The sequence below is a fragment of the Mixta theicola genome, assembly GCF_002895925.1.
GTDB lineage: Bacteria > Pseudomonadota > Gammaproteobacteria > Enterobacterales > Enterobacteriaceae > Mixta > Mixta theicola.
This window is the reverse complement of sequence record NZ_NWUO01000007.1, coordinates 168,073-184,604: the sequence shown is the minus strand read 5'-3', so window position 1 is coordinate 184,604 and position 16,532 is coordinate 168,073. Positions and strand designations below refer to the sequence as shown.

The 16,532-nt window shown below is 53.5% G+C and carries 18 protein-coding genes and 2 pseudogenes; 6 read left to right on the top strand and 14 right to left on the bottom strand.

Translation table 11 applies throughout. From position 1 onward, the window contains the following. Positions 1-55: 55 nt before the first annotated feature. A pseudogene (locus COO59_RS11480) lies at positions 56-202 on the bottom strand (ABC transporter permease); the annotation flags it as partial. Between COO59_RS11480 and COO59_RS11475 the strand changes: the two are divergent. After that, a pseudogene (locus tag COO59_RS11475) lies at positions 202-384 on the top strand (aspartate 1-decarboxylase); the annotation flags it as partial. The pseudogenes COO59_RS11480 and COO59_RS11475 sit on opposite strands and share 1 nt — an antisense overlap. A gap of 131 nt (positions 385-515) precedes the next feature. Here COO59_RS11475 and COO59_RS11470 read toward each other — a convergent pair. The 3 genes from COO59_RS11470 to COO59_RS11460 all read right to left on the bottom strand — a co-directional run bounded on the left by COO59_RS11470 (position 516) and on the right by COO59_RS11460 (position 2,813). Beyond that, positions 516-731 carry a bacteriocin gene (locus COO59_RS11470; RefSeq protein ID WP_103059921.1) on the bottom strand — a complete coding sequence of 72 codons (216 nt, stop codon included), beginning with the start codon at positions 729-731 and terminating at the stop codon, positions 516-518. Positions 732-1,119: 388 nt separating this feature from the next. Next, positions 1,120-1,890, bottom strand: coding sequence for an ABC transporter permease (locus COO59_RS11465; protein WP_103059920.1), 771 nt, complete (start codon positions 1,888-1,890; stop codon positions 1,120-1,122). Then, positions 1,887-2,813, bottom strand: coding sequence for an ABC transporter ATP-binding protein (locus tag COO59_RS11460; protein ID WP_103059919.1), 927 nt, complete (start codon positions 2,811-2,813; stop codon positions 1,887-1,889). Before COO59_RS11460 ends, COO59_RS11465 begins: the two co-directional genes overlap by 4 nt. Positions 2,814-2,926: 113 nt before the next feature. Between COO59_RS11460 and can the strand changes: the two genes are divergently transcribed. Next, complete coding sequence (can, locus tag COO59_RS11455; protein ID WP_103059918.1) at positions 2,927-3,589, top strand: carbonate dehydratase; 663 nt, start codon at positions 2,927-2,929, stop codon at positions 3,587-3,589. Between the two features lie 79 nt (positions 3,590-3,668). Here can and hpt read toward each other — a convergent pair whose 3' ends face one another. Then, positions 3,669-4,205 (bottom strand): hypoxanthine phosphoribosyltransferase, encoded by a 537-nt coding sequence (hpt, locus tag COO59_RS11450; protein WP_103059917.1) that lies wholly within the window; start codon positions 4,203-4,205, stop codon positions 3,669-3,671. 248 nt (positions 4,206-4,453) lie between these two features. Between hpt and COO59_RS11445 the strand changes: the two genes are divergently transcribed. Next, entirely contained in the window at positions 4,454-5,737 is a 1,284-nt protein-coding gene (locus tag COO59_RS11445; RefSeq protein WP_103059916.1) for a cystathionine gamma-synthase family protein, read from the top strand. Between the two features lie 540 nt (positions 5,738-6,277). Here the strand turns inward: COO59_RS11445 and COO59_RS11435 are convergent. The 3 genes from COO59_RS11435 to COO59_RS11420 form a co-directional block, all read right to left on the bottom strand. Then, complete coding sequence (locus COO59_RS11435; protein ID WP_240614128.1) at positions 6,278-6,580, bottom strand: hypothetical protein; 303 nt, start codon at positions 6,578-6,580, stop codon at positions 6,278-6,280. A 199-nt stretch (positions 6,581-6,779) separates the two neighbouring features. Continuing rightward, positions 6,780-8,417, bottom strand: a complete 1,638-nt coding sequence (gene cueO / locus COO59_RS11425) for a multicopper oxidase CueO (RefSeq protein ID WP_103059913.1) — start codon at positions 8,415-8,417, stop codon at positions 6,780-6,782. 131 nt (positions 8,418-8,548) lie between these two features. Next, on the bottom strand, positions 8,549-9,079 hold the full coding sequence (locus COO59_RS11420) for a hypothetical protein (protein ID WP_133158605.1): 531 nt from the start codon (positions 9,077-9,079) through the stop codon (positions 8,549-8,551). Between the two features lie 295 nt (positions 9,080-9,374). On the opposite strand from COO59_RS11420, the gene COO59_RS11415 reads away from it, so the two are divergent. The 3 genes from COO59_RS11415 to speD all read left to right on the top strand — a co-directional run bounded on the left by COO59_RS11415 (position 9,375) and on the right by speD (position 11,526). Continuing rightward, complete coding sequence (locus COO59_RS11415; protein ID WP_103059993.1) at positions 9,375-9,722, top strand: YacC family pilotin-like protein; 348 nt, start codon at positions 9,375-9,377, stop codon at positions 9,720-9,722. Positions 9,723-9,829: 107 nt separating this feature from the next. After that, on the top strand, positions 9,830-10,702 hold the full coding sequence (speE, locus tag COO59_RS11410) for a polyamine aminopropyltransferase (protein WP_103059911.1): 873 nt from the start codon (positions 9,830-9,832) through the stop codon (positions 10,700-10,702). Between the two features lie 14 nt (positions 10,703-10,716). Next, entirely contained in the window at positions 10,717-11,526 is an 810-nt protein-coding gene (gene speD / locus COO59_RS11405; RefSeq protein WP_103059910.1) for an adenosylmethionine decarboxylase, read from the top strand. Between the two features lie 41 nt (positions 11,527-11,567). On the opposite strand, the gene COO59_RS11400 is transcribed toward speD, so the two are convergent. The 6 genes from COO59_RS11400 to yacL form a co-directional block, all read right to left on the bottom strand. Then, on the bottom strand, positions 11,568-12,341 hold the full coding sequence (locus COO59_RS11400) for a DeoR/GlpR family DNA-binding transcription regulator (protein WP_103059909.1): 774 nt from the start codon (positions 12,339-12,341) through the stop codon (positions 11,568-11,570). A 6-nt stretch (positions 12,342-12,347) separates the two neighbouring features. Next, positions 12,348-13,304 carry a D-threonate 4-phosphate dehydrogenase gene (locus COO59_RS11395; RefSeq protein ID WP_240614129.1) on the bottom strand — a complete coding sequence of 319 codons (957 nt, stop codon included), beginning with the start codon at positions 13,302-13,304 and terminating at the stop codon, positions 12,348-12,350. Between the two features lie 16 nt (positions 13,305-13,320). After that, positions 13,321-14,592: a D-threonate kinase gene (gene dtnK / locus COO59_RS11390; RefSeq protein WP_103059907.1), complete on the bottom strand. Its 1,272-nt coding sequence runs from the start codon at positions 14,590-14,592 to the stop codon at positions 13,321-13,323. After that, the gene (locus COO59_RS11385; protein WP_103059906.1) at positions 14,589-15,545 is read right to left on the bottom strand and encodes a 2-keto-3-deoxygluconate permease 1; all 957 of its coding nucleotides are present in this window, start codon (positions 15,543-15,545) and stop codon (positions 14,589-14,591) included. Before COO59_RS11385 ends, dtnK begins: the two co-directional genes overlap by 4 nt. 201 nt (positions 15,546-15,746) lie before the next feature. Then, entirely contained in the window at positions 15,747-15,881 is a 135-nt protein-coding gene (locus COO59_RS21490) for a hypothetical protein (protein ID WP_276308268.1), read from the bottom strand. Between the two features lie 111 nt (positions 15,882-15,992). Beyond that, the gene (gene yacL / locus COO59_RS11380) at positions 15,993-16,355 is read right to left on the bottom strand and encodes a protein YacL (RefSeq protein ID WP_103059905.1); all 363 of its coding nucleotides are present in this window, start codon (positions 16,353-16,355) and stop codon (positions 15,993-15,995) included. Positions 16,356-16,532: the final 177 nt, after the last annotated feature.

The window sequence follows — 16,532 nt, the reverse complement described above, 5'->3', positions numbered from 1 at the left end:
GCGGCCAACGGAAGGCGCAGTAAAAACGCGCTCCGAAGAGCGCGTTCAGCAAGAATCAGGTGCGTAAGCCGCGTCCGCGCTGTATTAGCGTCCAGGCGAGAAGATAAAACACCACGATAAAGGCGATCAGCACCGAAAGCGTAAACACCAGCGGAACATCGTTGATGCCTAAAAAGCCATAGCGAAAGCCGCTAAGCATGTAGAATTATCTCTGTTAACGGCGCGGCGGCCCGCTGCGCCTGCGAAGGCGATATTCTGATTATCTGTTCCAATGTACAGATGCCGGACGAAGAAACGCATCAGTGGCAGCCCAAAGTCGCCTATTTCGAAGGTGATAATCAAATGAAACGCCTGGCGAAAGCCGTCCCGGTGCAGGTTGCCTGATAAAAAAGAGCCAGCGTTAGCTGGCTCTTATCAATGCAGTAATAATAAATTATCCTGCTCTGTGAATTAATAACGCTTTATTTCCGGGCTTATCACCACTTTTAAACGAGGCGATTTAACCTGTACGTGCGTTATTTTTGCAGCGGGTCAACGGAGAAAAGATGATCAACCATATCCAGCAGATTTTCAGCCGGGCCCTGCGGGTTTTCAACCACCAGCTGAGACAGCGGCTGAATACCTTGCAGTTTATGCATCAGCTGCTCCAGCCATGAAAACACCGATCCACCGTTAATGGTGAGGATGCCGCCAGAAACCTGCGCCAGCTCATTATTATTTAATACTTTCATTTTTAGTCTCCTTACTGTTTTAAAATGAACTTTTCATCTTCCGGTATCTGTTATCCCGGACAGATAATATTCCTTTCCAGACGAAGCTGGCAGTGAAAGTATAGGTGCTATTTTTGAAGTACTATCGAAAAAATATGATTTATTGCCGGAGAATTTTGCCGTGGTTAAATAACAGTAAGCCCCGGCTTCTTTATTTTAACTTTTTTCTCTCCGCTCTGATTTAAATAACGGCCTGTTGATATTGCCGCCGCCCCGGCGACAGAACAACGACATTAACTTAAAGCGTGCGGCGCTTTGCCCTATTCATTGTGCAGCGGATGAACCGGCGGGATGGCGGCCAACGGAAGGCGCAGTAAAAACGCGCTCCAAAGAGCGCGTTCAGCAAGAATCAGGTGCGTAAGCCGCGTCCGCGCTGTATCAGCGTCCAGGCGAGAAGATAAAACACCACGATAAAGGCGATCAGCACCGAAAGCGTGAACACCAGCGGAACATCATTGATGCCTAAAAAGCCATAGCGGAAGCCGCTAATCATGTAGACCACCGGATTCAGCTTCGATACCGCCTGCCAGAACGGCGGCAGCAGCGTCAGTGAATAAAACACCCCGCCCAGATAGGTTAACGGCGTCAGGACAAAGGTCGGGATCAGGCTAATGTCGTCGAACGTGCGCGCAAATACCGCATTCAGCAGGCCCGCCAGTGAAAACATAATCGCCGTCAGCAGCAGCGTAACCGCCACCATCAGCCAGGAATGCACGTGGAACGGCACAAAGAAAAGCGACACGGCCGTAACCAGAATCCCTACGCAGACACCGCGCGCCACGCCGCCGCCGACGTAACCGGCAATCACGATATGGGTCGGCACCGGCGCCACCAGCAACTCTTCAATATTGCGCTGGAACTTGGCGCTAAAGAAGGATGAGGCCACGTTAGCATAGGCGTTGGTGATCACCGCCATCATAATCAGGCCCGGCACGATAAACTGCATATAGCTGAAGCCGTGCATATCGCCGATGCGCGAGCCAATCAGGTTACCGAAAATAATAAAATAGAGCGTCATGGTGATCACCGGCGGCACCAGCGTCTGGATCCAGATGCGGGCGAAACGGTTAATCTCTTTGGCCCAGATGCTTTTCAGCGCAACCCAGTATAAGTGCATCATGCGTGACCTCCCGTTTTCCCCTGCACCAGACTAACAAACAGCTCTTCCAGGCGATTCGCCTTGTTACGCATACTGAGTACCTGCACGCCCTGCGCGCTAAGCTGGCTGAAAACGCTGTTCAGCCCCTGCTCGCGCATTACCTCAACTTCCAGCGTCGAGGTATCCAGCAGCCGGTACTGGAAGCCTTCCAGCTTCGGCAAGGGGCTTTTCGCCGCCAGATCCAGGATAAAGGTCTCCGATTTCAGCTTCGAGAGCAGCCCTTTCATTGAGGTGTTCTCGACCAGCTCGCCGCTTTGAATAATGCCGATATTGCGGCACAGCATCTCCGCTTCTTCCAGATAGTGGGTGGTGAGAATAATGGTGGTGCCCTGTGCGTTCAGCTCTTTCAGAAATACCCACATTGAACGGCGCAGCTCAATATCAACGCCAGCGGTCGGCTCATCAAGGATCAGCAGCTTGGGCTGATGCATCAGCGCGCGGGCGATCATCAGGCGACGCTTCATCCCGCCGGAGAGCATACGCGCCCGCTCGTTACGTTTGTTCCACAGATCAAGCTGGGTCAGATATTTTTCTGCCCGCTGCTGCGCCTCGCGACGTTCAACACCGTAGTAGCCCGCCTGGTTAACCACAATCTGTAAAACAGTTTCAAACGGATTGAAGTTAAATTCCTGCGGCACCAGCCCCAGCTGGCGCTTGGCGTTGACCACATCTTTTTCCAGGTCATAACCAAAAACGCGAACCCGACCACCGCTTTTGTTAACCAGTGAACTGATGATGCCGATGGTGGTTGATTTACCGGCGCCGTTCGGCCCCAGCAACGCATAAAAATCGCCCGCCTCTACCGACAGATCGATCCCTTTCAGCGCCTGGACGCCGCCGGGATAGGTCTTGGTGAGCTTTTCAAGTTCCAGTGCATACGTCATAGAAAAGTTACTTACCCTGTTTTGTTAACTGTCGTTTTTAACGTTTAAAATTGTCGGATGTTGTCCTATAGTACGGCAACGCATTTCTGCTTGTTTACAGATCGATAACCATTATGAAAGATATTGATAAGCTCATCAGCAATAACCGCGAATGGTCTAAATTACTGGTCGAAGAAGATCCCGGCTTCTTTGAACGCCTTGCCCTGGCACAAAAACCGCGCTTTTTGTGGATTGGCTGTTCCGACAGCCGCGTTCCGGCTGAACGCTTAACCGGTCTTGAGCCAGGTGAACTGTTTGTACACCGCAACGTAGCGAACCTGGTGATCCATACCGACCTCAACTGTCTCTCCGTGGTGCAGTATGCGGTAGAGGTACTGGAGGTGGAACATATCATTATTTGTGGACACTACGGATGCGGTGGCGTACAGGCGGCGGTAGAAAACCCGGAGCTGGGCCTGATCAACAACTGGCTGCTGCATATCCGTGATTTGTGGTACAAGCATAGCTCGTTACTTGGCGAACTGCCGCCAGAGAAACGCTTTGATAAGCTTTGCGAAATCAACGTTATGGAACAGGTCTATAACCTGGGCCATTCAACTATTCTGCAATCGGCATGGAAACGCGGGCAGAAGGTCATGATTCACGGCTGGGTTTACGGTATCCATGATGGCTGCCTGCGCGATCTGGAAGTGACCGCCACCAACCGCGAGCTGCTTGAACAGCGTTACCGCCACGGTATTGCCAATCTGCTCAATCACCCTGAAAGCCATCGCTAATCAGGGTCGGCATGATAGCCTTTCCCGCAGCAGCTATCTTTAATCGATTGTGCTGTCTCTGGCAGCACAATCGCCTGCATTACTCTTCCAGCATGACAACCTTGCCGATATAAGGCAGATGACGATAGCGCTGTGCGTAGTCAATGCCGTAGCCGACCACAAATTCGTCAGGAATAGAGAAACCGATATATTCGACGTTCACCGCCACTTCACGGCGTGAAGGCTTATCCAGCAGCGTACAGATAGCCAGCGACTTAGGCTCGCGCAGGCTGAGGATTTCCCGTACTTTGCTCAGCGTATTACCGGAATCGATAATATCTTCCACAATCAGCACATCCTTCCCGCGAATATCTTCATCCAGATCTTTCAGGATTTTTACATCACGACTACTGGACATGCCGCTGCCGTAGCTGGATGCGGTCATAAAATCGACTTCGTGTGAGACGTCGATAGTACGGCACAGGTCGGCCATAAACATAAAGGAGCCGCGCAGCAGGCCTACCAGCACCATGTCGCTCCCGCTGTCGCGGTAATGCTCGGTGATTTGTTGCCCCAGTTCGGCGATACGATTGCGGATCTCCGCTTCGGAGATCATAACTTCTACGGTGTGTTTCATAGCTTCAGGCTTCGTCATCTGTCGAAAGCAGCGAAGTCTATCATATTTTGTCCGGCAAATATCCCAGCGTGACCCGCGTTTACAACTGGCAAAAACAGACATACGGACTGCTAAACATCCAAATATCGTTATTTAATTATGCTTTTAGTTTTAAAGTTAGAACTTTAAGTCATTTATTAGCCGGCGATCGGCTGTGATAGCGTAAGCTCAATTTATGATGCCAGACGGCTTCATCGCCAGGAGAGATTATGTGCGCAGCCCATACTAAAAAGACTCATATCGGTAACCGCCCGCTACAGCCGGAAACCCAGATGCTTAATTACGGTTACGATCCCGCGTTATCTGAAGGCGCGGTTAAGCCGCCGGTATTTTTGACCTCAACGTTTGTTTTCAAAAGCGCTGAAGATGGTCGCGACTTTTTCGATTATGTCTCAGGCCGACGCGAGCCGCCTGCAGGCTTATCCGGCGGGCTGGTCTATTCCCGGTTTAATCATCCTAACAGCGAGATCGTCGAGGATCGGCTGGCGGTGTATGAGCGAGCTGAAAGCAGCGTTCTGTTCTCTTCGGGAATGTCAGCTATCTCTACCACCCTGCTGACGTTTGTCCGGCCCGGCGACGTTATTCTGCATTCACAGCCGCTGTATGGCGGTACTGAAACGTTACTCAGCAAAACTTTTCATCAGCTTGGCGTGGCGGCCGTTGGCTTCAGTGACGGTCTGGATGAGGAAAAAGTGCAGGAAGCCGCCGATCGGGCGATAGCGGCCGGCCGCGTGGCGGTCATTTTAATTGAAACGCCCGCTAATCCGACCAACAGCCTGGTGGATATTGCTCTGATCCGCCGCGTCGCGGATAAAATGGGTGAAAAACAGGGAACCCGTCCGATTATCGCCTGCGACAATACGCTGCTCGGCCCATTGTTTCAGCGTCCGCTGGAACACGGCGCGGATATTTCTCTCTATTCGCTGACGAAATATGTTGGCGGACACTCCGATCTGATCGCCGGCGCGGCGGCAGGCAGTAAAGCGCTAATGAGTCAGGTACGCGCCTTGCGCAGCGCGATTGGCACCCAGCTGGATCCGCATTCCAGCTGGATGCTGGGCCGCTCGCTGGAAACGCTGTCGCTGCGCATGGAGAAGGCCAACAGCAACGCCGAAGCGGTAGCCCGCTTTTTACGCGATCATCAGCAGGTGGAAAAGCTGCACTATCTGTCGTTTCTGGCTACGGATTCCGCTGCCGGCAAAACCTTCCAGGCGCAGAGCAGCGGCGCGGGTTCGACCTTTTCATTTGATATTCGCGGCGGTCAGCAAGCCGCCTTCCGTTTCCTTAACGCGCTACAGCTGTTTAAGCTGGCGGTGAGCCTGGGCGGCACCGAATCGCTTGCCAGCCATCCAGGCAGCACCACTCATTCCGGCGTGCCTGCTGAAGTACGGCAGCGTATCGGCATTGGCGAGGCGACGATTCGTTTGTCGATCGGCATTGAGAACAGCGACGATTTGATTGAGGATTTACGGCTGGCGCTGGAACAGGCGTAAGCCTGAACGCGGATAGAATTAAAAAGGGCGGTATTCTGACTGAAACCGCTCTTTTTTGCGTTTGAATACAGAGCATTAATTATTACCGTGACGGATTATTAGTTTTATCACTATTCCCTTTATACCAGTTATAAAACTCCGACAACAGATAACAGGATTTATTAATCCCCAGGAAAATTAGCAGCGCGGAGATAATATCGATAGTAAGCCCGCACGGTGTAGCTATGTGCAGCGAATTATGCTGGATAATATAGAATCCTAATACCCAGCTGATAATGCTTGTATCTCGAGGAAGTTTAATTAACATCATTACTCCTGTAATTAGTTAATGGCTCCATGACAGATAAGGCTGAAAACCCATCATATATATCAAAGTTAATTAGCTTCTGCTACCCACCTGCCTTTATTAACTATGCAAAAAAATCAGCATATATTTCCAAACTACCTGGCGTAGGAAACATTCTCACATCAATATACTCAGAACATCGCTGATGATTATCCCCGCAGGCGCGAGGAATAGATCTTGAGGGGTGTAGCCTGTCAACGTTTTAACTTTCTGAGCGCCATTTTTATCAGCCAGTAAAGGGCCATCGCATAAACACCGACGACGACAATCAGCGAAAGGAACGTAACCGGATCTGAATCTGGTTCGTAGGTATCAGCCTGATAGCGGCTGAAAATTTGATGGGAATGGTCAACTATCCAGGTAGTGAACGAGTAAAGAGGCATTCCGTAGCAAGATAAAACGAACGCCACGATAAAACACAGCGCAAAGCCCACTGCTTTTTTAACGAATTTTGCAGTTTGCAAAGTTGTGCTCCCCCTGCACATCGACATAGCCATACGCCATCAATCCGTTGCGTGAGCCGACGTGGCACAATCCAATAACGGCCGACCGGAATAGCGCTATTTGGCAGGTACGCACAGTTCGGATCGTTGGTATAGGGCTTTTGGCCGGAAAAGACCCGTTTTTTCCAGCCGCGACATATTGGATGGCGTAACGCTCAACCGTTGCGCAATTTGCGATCGGCCAGGCCCGCCGTTATTCGACGGTAAAGCCCAGCATCATACCGGTATCTTCATGCTCCAGCAGGTGACAGTGCGCCATATAAGCCTGCTGCGCGCTGGCCTTATGGTTAAAGCGCACCAGCACTTCGCTACGCCAGCCTTCCACATGCACCGTATCCTTCCATCCCTGACGATGCGGCGCAGGCGGCTTGCCGTTTTCGGAAAGAATACGAAACTGTGTGCCGTGGATATGGAAAGGATGCAGCATCGCATCGCCTTCGCCGGAAATCGTCCATTTCTCCAGCTGGCCCTGCTTCACGGCAAACATCGGTTTATTCATATCAAAGGCAAGGCCGTTGATTTTGTTGCCGCTATGGAAGTCATAGCCGGAAGTGGGCTGGTGCGGCATATTCGCCATCGCACGATCGTGACCGGTTGAAGCCTGCTGATGCGCCATCGCCTGACTATCGTGACCGGCTGCACCCTGTTGCTGCGCCATCTCATGTCCGGCCATAGCGTGCCCAGCCATCTCATGCCCGGCCATTGCCTGCATGCCATACCGCTGTTGCAGCGCCTGCATACCCAGCCGATCCAGCTGAGGATCCATCATCAACTGTAGCCAGCGCCCAGGCAGATTATCGCTGGCGGGCAGCGGCGGCAGATTTGCCAGCTTATCCGGCAGCGAGCCGCTGGCCATCACCCGCAGCGGCAAAATATGCAACAGCGGCAGCGGCGCATCAAACGGAGCCAGCGTCATGCCCATCTGGTTAACCGGCAGCGTCAGTAAATCAAACGCTTTGCCGTCGCTGGCATCCACCAGCACTTCAAAACGCTCGCCCGGCAGCAACAGCAGCGTCTCAAGCTGTACCGGCTCCGCCAGCAGGCCGCCATCGCTGGCGATAACGTATAGCGCGCGCTTATCGCTGGTCGCCAGATTAAGCGAGCGTGCGTTGCAGCCGTTTAACAGCCGCAGACGCAGCCAGCCGCGCGGCACCGCCAGCTGCGGATAAGGAACGCCGTTGGTCAGCATCAGATTGCCAAACCAGCCGACCGCCGCGCGCATTATATCCAGCTGGTAATCAATGCCGGTTCCCTCTGCCGTTAGCTGTTTATCCTGTAAAATTAGCGGAATATCATCCACGCCCCACTGCTTTGGCAGCAGCAGCTTTTCTGATTCCTCATCGCGCAGCACTACCAGCCCGGCCAGACCCTGCGCCACCTGGTAACCGGTTTTGCCGTGCTGATGCGGATGGAACCAGCAGGTTGCCGCCGGCTGGTCGGGAGTAATGGAAACCGTGCGCTGCTCACCGGGCGCGATCGTTGCCTGCGGGCCGCCGTCCACTTCACCCGGCACCTCCAGCCCATGCCAGTGCACCGTTGTCGTCTGCGGCAGACGGTTTTCCATCAGTACCTTTAGCGTTTTGCCGCGCGTCATTTCAATCGCCGGACCCAGCAGCGCGCCGTTATAGCCCCAGGTATTCACGGCTTTCCCGTTCCAGTGGCTGATGCCGCGCTGGGCGATCAGGCGCACCGCACCATGAATATCAGGCGTCAGCAGATCGGGGATCGGCAGCGCCGGGCGTCCTGTCGCCAGCGCGCGCGCATTCCAGAAAGGGAACAGGCCAGCCGCGCTCAGGGCGGCGGTAAATTTGAGAAAGTCGCGGCGTTGCATGATGGTTTCCTTTATCGCAATGAGGCCGTTATCCTAAACCTTGCCCCAACGGCAAAGTCAAGTTCAGGGTGGGAAGAATGCTATAGTGAATCTGAAGCCCTGATGCCCTTCGGATAAGCCTGGCTGTCATATTAGTTTGGATAGATTTCTTTTAAAACCGCATCCCTTTCCTTATCAAAAATCGATATTATTGAATCGTTACTGTTATGGCTGAGATACTTTTCTTTTTCCTCATTAAATCTTTTATCACCTGAAAAATATAAAACTATCAGGTGGTCTGTATTTCTGACACCTTTATTTTCGGCTATAGAAAGCGCTTTTTTATAGCATGCCAGGTCATGATGATGGATTCGGTCTTTTAACATGCATTCCTGAAGCAATAAGGCAGATGCAGGGCTTTCTTTGTTGAGTGACTCCAGCACTTTTATAGCTTCCTTATACTCGCCATTGGATGAGAAGAGGCTGACATATATTCTTATAACATTTTCATTTAATTTGTTTTTATGTGCCAGAATTGCGATTCCCTCAAGCGCCTCTTTCTTCCCCGCTTTATCGGAAATCGCATATTTTTTCATTAAATCGACACAGGCGCCTGCAATCGCTGAATGTTCCCGGTAAAGGCTGTCATGACTATCAGAAACGGCTCGATTATTTCCCCGCATCCCGGTTTTTGTGAGCCTCTTCGCAATTAAAGCGCTTTCTTATCTTTTTTCAATAAGTTGCTGTTGACCAGACTGGCAGGCTTTTCACCCGATCGGTGATAAGTGCGGTTAAAAAAACAGGCTTAACATACCGTAATATGGATCCTGCCGCTGCCCGCTCCTGCCGTTAAGAAGTAGCACAGGCTATACAGAATATGACGATTTTTAGCACAAATGACCACAAAGCGTAAAAATGGCCTGAAGAGCGCTCATAACTGTGCTAACGTCAGCCTATTGCAATTTTTCGAGAATGATTATGACGAAGGGCATCAAAGTCCTGTTGCTGTCGGGACTTCTTGGCTTCTCATCCACCAGCTTTGCGCTTAGCGAATCGGAAGCGGAAGATCTGGCCGATCTGACCGCGGTATTTGTCTATCTAAAAAATGACTGCGGCTATCAGGATCTGCCTGATGCCCAAATCCGCAAGGCGCTGGTTTTCTTTGCCCAGCAGAACCGTTGGGATCTAACCAACTATGCCAGCTACAATATGAAAGTATTGGGAGAAGAGAGCTATCGCGATCTGAGCGGAATTGCTGTTTCTAACGATAAGAAATGTAAGGCATTGGCGCGCGATTCGCTCAGCCTGCTGGCTTACGTCAGGTAATCCACCGTCCTGTGCTCTCCTGCTGCTAATTTGACCGTGCAACCCCCGCCAGAGTTAGCTATGATGTGCCGCCCAATTTTCATGGCTATTCTGAGGAGAGCCCCACCATGGCCCAAAATGAAATTTGGTATGAAACGCTTCATGCCGGCTTTGGTCAATATTTTACGGTAGATAAGATTCTCTATCGTGAAAAGACCGAGCACCAGGATCTGATTATCTTCGAAAATGCGGCTTTCGGTCGCGTCATGGCGCTGGATGGCGTGGTGCAAACCACCGAGCGCGATGAATTCATCTATCACGAAATGTTAACGCACGTTCCGCTGCTGGCCCACGGCAACGCCAAAAAGGTGTTGATTATCGGCGGCGGCGATGGCGGTATGCTGCGTGAAGTCAGCCGTCACGCCGGGCTGGAACAGATAACGATGGTGGAAATCGACGCAGGCGTGGTCGAATTTTGCCGTCAGTATCTGCCCAACCACAGCGCCGGCGCTTATGACGACCCGCGCTTCCGTCTGGTGATCGACGATGGGGTGAACTACGTCACGCAAACCAGCGAAAAGTTTGATGTGATCATCTCTGACTGCACCGATCCGGTTGGTCCGGGCGAAAGCCTGTTTACCTCTGAATTTTATCAGGGCTGTAAACGCTGCCTTAATGAAAACGGCATCTTTGTCGCGCAGAATGGCGTTAGCTTCCTGCAACAGGATGAAGCGGTCACCAGCCATCGCAAACTGGGCCACTACTTCCGCGATGTCAGTTTTTATCAGGCGGCGATTCCGACCTATTACGGCGGCATTATGACCTTTGCCTGGGCGAGCGATAACCCGGCGCTGCGTCAGCTTGATACCGCCACGCTGCAGGCGCGCTTTGCGTCAGCAGGCCTGAACTGCCGTTACTATAATCCGGCAATCCATACGGGCAGCTTTGCTCTGCCGCAATATCTGTTGAATGCGCTGTCGGCACCGATCGGGCATTTATAAGGAGGTGAACTAAATTGCAAAAGCTGAAACTACATGGCTTCAACAACCTGACGAAAAGCCTGAGTTTTTGTATCTACGACATTTGCTATGCGAACAGTGAGGCCGAGCGCGATGGCTATATTGCTTATATCGATGAGCAGTACAACGCCAACCGCCTGACTGAAATCCTGACCGAGACCTGCTCGATTATCGGCGCCAACGTGCTGAATATTGCGCGTCAGGATTATGAACCGCAGGGTGCCAGCGTCACCATTCTGGTTAGCGAAGAGCCGATCGATCCGAAAGATATTGATAATTCGGAGCATCCCGGTCCGCTGCCAGGTTCGGTGGTCGCCCATCTGGATAAAAGTCATATTTGCGTCCACACCTACCCGGAAAGCCATCCTGAAGGCGGGTTATGTACTTTCCGCGCTGATATTGAAGTTTCTACCTGCGGCGTTATTTCACCGCTGAAGGCGCTGAACTATCTTATTCATCAGCTGGAATCTGACATCGTTACCGTCGATTATCGCGTACGCGGTTTCACCCGCGATGTTAACGGCGTGAAGCACTTTATCGATCATGAGATTAACTCAATACAGAACTTTATGTCGGAAGATATGAAGGCGATGTATGACATGGTCGATGTGAATGTTTATCAGGAAAACATCTTTCATACCAAGATGTTGCTGAAAGAATTCGATCTCAAACATTACCTGTTCAACACCAGACCGGAAGAGCTAAGCCCGCAGGAGCATAAGCGGATCACCGCTCTGTTGTGGAAGGAGATGCGTGAAATCTACTATGGCCGTAATATCCCTTCTTTCGGCCTGAAAACGCAGTAAAGCCAGCGCTTTACCGGGGCGGAATAGCCGCCCCGTTTCGTTTATTTCGCCCGCGGATCCACCAGCGTTAGTTCAAAATCTTCCGTTTTGAGCAGCGCCTGCGCCTCTTCACTTAGCCTGACATCGGTCACTACTTCCGTCAGCGCCCGTAACGGCGTTACGCAAAACAGCGACCAGGAACCATATTTACTGCTGTCCGCCAGCAGTACGCGCTGGCGCGCATTCAGCAGCAGATCCTGCTTCAGACCGGCTTTATCCTCGGTGGGCGTGGTAATCCCTTTTTCCAGGCTCCACGAGTTGCAGCTGACAAAAGCAATATCAGGATGAAGCGTACGCAACAGGCGGCGTCCGTGTTCCCCGATGCACGACTGGCTGGAATCATCAATGCGTCCACCAATAATCGTCACTTCAATTTGCCGAAAGCCGGAAAGAAACAGCGCAATATGCAGATCGGCGGTAATCACCCGCAGCGGCAGGTGCGTCAGCTGACGCGCCAGCTCCAACATGGTGGTGCCCGCATCCAGCACCACCGCATCGCCCGCTTTAACCCGTGCTGCCGCAGCGCGCGCAATCGCCTGTTTCTCGGCCAGATTGCGCTGGCTTTTTTCTGAGGTTGTGGGCTGTTCAGGAATAAAACGGTTTAACGTCACGCCGCCGTGCGTCCGGCTAATGACCCCTTCCCGATCCAGCTTAATCAGATCGCGGCGGATAGTGGCGGGCGAGGCGGAGATGGCCGTCACCAGTTGATCAACGGTAACCAGATTATGACCCTTCAGATAATCCATAATCTGGTCGAGGCGACTTTGTCCTTTCATCTTTCCCTATGCAAGTTGCATCGCAAGCTGAATCGAGATGGCCATGCTCTCAGACTTCGCTTTACCTGTCCAGGCAATATCAAATGCGGTGCCGTGGTCCGCCGAGGTGCGAATAAACGGCAGGCCGGCGGTGATATTGACGCCGTCATAAAAGCCCAGCAGCTTCAGCGGAATATGGCCCTGATCGTGATACATCGCCACCACCATATCGTACTGGCCTTCATAACATTGCAGGAAAACCGTATCGGGCGGACAGGGGCCGTAAGCATCAATGCCCCGCGCCTTCATCGCCTTAATCGCCGGGCCGACGATGTTAATTTCTTCATCGCCAAACAGCCCGTTTTCGCCAGCGTGCGGATTCACCCCGGCCACCGCAATGCGCGGATGCGTATAGCCGACGCGGCGTAAAAAGGTATCCGCCATGCCGATTACCGTTTCCACGCGCGGCTGGTTCAGCGTATCGAGGAATTTGCGCAGCGCGATATGGGTGGTGACGTGGATCACCTTCAGCCGGTCAGTATAGAGCACCATGGCGTAATCTTTACTGTCGGTCAGCTGCGCCAGCAGTTCGGTATGGCCGGGATAAAGGTGACCGGCAGAATGCAGCGCCTCTTTATTTAATGGCGCGGTAGCGATCGCCTGCACCTCGCCCGCCAGCGCCAGTTCGGCCGCGCGCCGCACGCAGCGGTAGGCCAGATCGCCCGCCTGCGCCTGTACTTTGCCCGGCGTCAGCCCCGCCGGATCGGCCAGCGGCTCGTCCAGCACGTTGATGGTGCCGGGCGTGAAATGCGCCTGCGCCACGGAGGTAATCTCTTTCAGTTTTACTTGCGGGATCTTGCCCTGCGCCATCACGCGCTTTAACGTCTCCAGGCACCCCACCACCACGGCTGGCGCGCCGTTTAATTCCCCTGCAGAAAGCGCTTTAACAATAATTTCCGGGCCGATACCGGCGGGATCGCCCATCGTTACCGCAATGGTTTTAGTGGTCACTGTACATCTCCTCAATAAATGAGAGCGCGTCACAGAGCGTACTCTCCGAGCCAAATCCGCCGGCTTTGGTAATTACCGGCAAATCATCAATTTCACTATTGATAAACGCGCCACACGGAATGCAGGGCGCAACCTCCTGCCGGATGCGATACCCTTCCGCACCCAGCGCACGAGCGACCGCAGTGGCCATATCACCACCCGTCAGGAACAGACCGCCGATACTGGCCTGTTCGATAATCATCAGCGTCAGCGCGCCCAGCTGCTGGCTGAGCCGCTCTCCCAGCGCCGCGCGGCTGAGCTGCGTACGTTGACAAAGCAGGTCGATCTGATGGCGATCCGCTTCGCTACGGCTGGTGCGTAAAATGCAGTGTTGTTGCCGATCGATTACGGCGCAGGCCTGCTGAACAAGCTGGCGGCAGTAAGCCTCCGTCTCGCTGCCCAGCAGTTGCCCGACGTCAATATCCACGGCCCCGGCCCGCTGGCTGCTGAGCGCCAGCGCAACCTGCCCGCGCGTGACCTCGCTCATCGAACCGGCGATAACCAGAACCGGCAGCGCCCGACGTGCCGTCAGATAAACCGAGGAAGGCAGCGCGCTCGCCAGGCCTGCTGCGCCCACCAGCAGTGGCGTTTTCGGCTGTGCCAGCGCCGCAGCGGCAATCAACGACAGGTCATGATCGGTAACCGCGTCGGCCACTATCATCGCCGGAGCCTGTCGGGCGTATTCAGCGAGCAGGCTTTTCAGATTGCCTGCGCGGATCTGCGCCAGCGCGATCTCAAAAACCGGCAGCCTGCTTTGCTGTTCAAGAATGGTTTTGATGCGGGAAGAAACGATTGGCGTACGCGGATCGCTGGCGAACTCGGTCTGCGCCAGCGGTACCTGATGCACCAGGCATTCACCCTCCAGAGTGGTGCGTCCGGCTCCGGGAATCGCCGCCGCTATCAGCGCCAGAGCTTTTCCGCTGGCGCGCAGCGCGGCTTCAATTTCCGCGCCTACGTTGCCGCGAAAGGTGGAGTCGATTTTTTTATATACCATCAGCAGATCGTCCGGCTGACGCCAGGGTGCCAACGCATCGGCGACCGCGCGGGCCGCCTCGCTGGCGTCGCTGGCCCGGCTTTCCGTATTGATCACCAGCACGTCGGCGCGCCGGGAGGGCTTTTGCCGGTTCGTCAGCATCACTTCGGTGCGTGCGCCCTTTTTCGCCAGCTGAACGCCGGTATCATTGGCTCCGGTGAAGTCATCAGCAATCACAATCATTTTCATACGCTCTCCTTGCTGGCTGCCTGTAATCGGCCGTTACGCTTCGCCACCCACGAGGTCAACAGCGGAGTCAGGATAGCCGTGGTGATCACAGAAGCAGCGATCAGCGGAGCGGCGGCGGCGGCCACCTCCGCCAGCGAGGGATCGGCCTGCGCTATCGCCAGCGGGGTGGCAACCGCATTACCGGCGGTGCTGGAGGCCGCCGCTCCGGCGATGCCGGACCCGCCAACCAGACGATCGGCGCGAATATTAAAAAAGCCGCCGACCAGCGTGGTTAGCACGCCTAACAGAATGCCTGCCACGCCGCCTTGCAGTAACATTTCGAGGTTAATCCCCGCGCCCAGAGCAAAGGCGAAAAACGGAATCAGCAGCGGCCCGCCTTTGGTCAGGAAGTCGCGCATTTCGGCATCAATATTGCCCAACAGCATTCCCACCACCAGCGGCACCAGGATGGCGACCAGCGCCATTAGCGGGATCGTCGCCATTCCGGCCGCGCCCAGCGCGATCATGGTAAAAAACGGCCCATCATTCAGCGACAGCACTGAGATCGCGCCGACATCGCGTTCATTGCCGAACTCTCCCACCAGCGCGGCATAAAGCCCGCCGTTGGAATTGCTCATGGCGGAGATAATCGCTACCCCGCTCAGCCCCCAGATACCGCCTGCGCCAAACAGGTATTCCACCCCCAGCCCCATTGCCACGGCGATAACCAGCTTGGTCAGCGTAATAGTGCCGCCCTGCAGCAGCGCGCGCGGCGCAGCCTGAAAACTGATGCCCGCGCCCATACACAGCAGAAAAGCGCCAATTAGCGCTGCCGCGCCATTTTTAAACAGGGCGGTAGTGAAGCCGCCGATTTCCAGCGCCTGCGGGAAAAAGGTATTCAGACACGCGCCGATAACCAACGGCACCACCATCATCCCGCCCGGCACCTTCTCGATCGTTTTTTTTAATCTCATCTCTCTTTTCCTCTGGTGATTGCTAAACAGCCTCGTGCCCGAAAAATGATTATACAAAATCATCAGTGATTAAATGTGATCGGTGCAGGATTAATAGAAAGTGGAAATTTTATCTCTAATCGGCAGATTAGCGGGTTAGATTACACTATGGGGTTATGATTAAAATTAATCAAAAATGGCGCGGATGGTTTTTCTTCTGCATCAGCCGACGTCATCAAAAGGAAAGAGTGACGCTAACCAGACGATTAGCGTCAGCAGGAAAGCCATCGGGTAGCCAAATTCCTGCTGGAAAAAATCGAAACAGATAACTGGAATAGCCGCTCCGGGAAGCGCCATAATGACGGCTTAGCGGCAGCATAGCCTGTCAGGAAAGATAACCTATCGGCGATATACGCCGATATATCGCTAACGGTATCGTCCGGGCAACGGCGGGTTGCCTAAACGTCGTCAGCGTCCCTGCATAAAGGCGCGATAGGCGGCAATCACCGCCAGAAAATCTTCAAGGCCGCAAAACGAGAGGCTTTCCTCATCGTAATAGCTCATGCCCTCTTCCAGCTCATCGGTATCAAAGGCAAGCTGATTGGCGCGGATCATTACCTCTTCGCCATTCAGCGAAAGCTGGTATTCATGACCCTGGAGCAACCATTCTCTTTCGCTGCCTTTTACCTGCGCCGCCGCCGCTTCTACCTCATCCAGCAGCGCCATATCGCCTTTTACTTCTTCATTAAACCAGTGGCCTACCGCCTCATGCCCCATGCTCATGCGCACTTTTACCTGGTTGGTGACGTCGCGTAAAAATTCATATTCCATCTTGCTGCCCTTAGCGCATGCTGCTGCGCTTCAATTCACTACGTTGTGCGCATTATCGCAGCCCGACGCGCGAAAAGCAGCGCCCGGCACGGCGCTTTAGGGAGAAAAGCAGGCAATAAGCAGAGATAAATAACCAGAGGGTGGCGCTGGCTTTTTGCAGGCGTAAAAAAAGGGCGG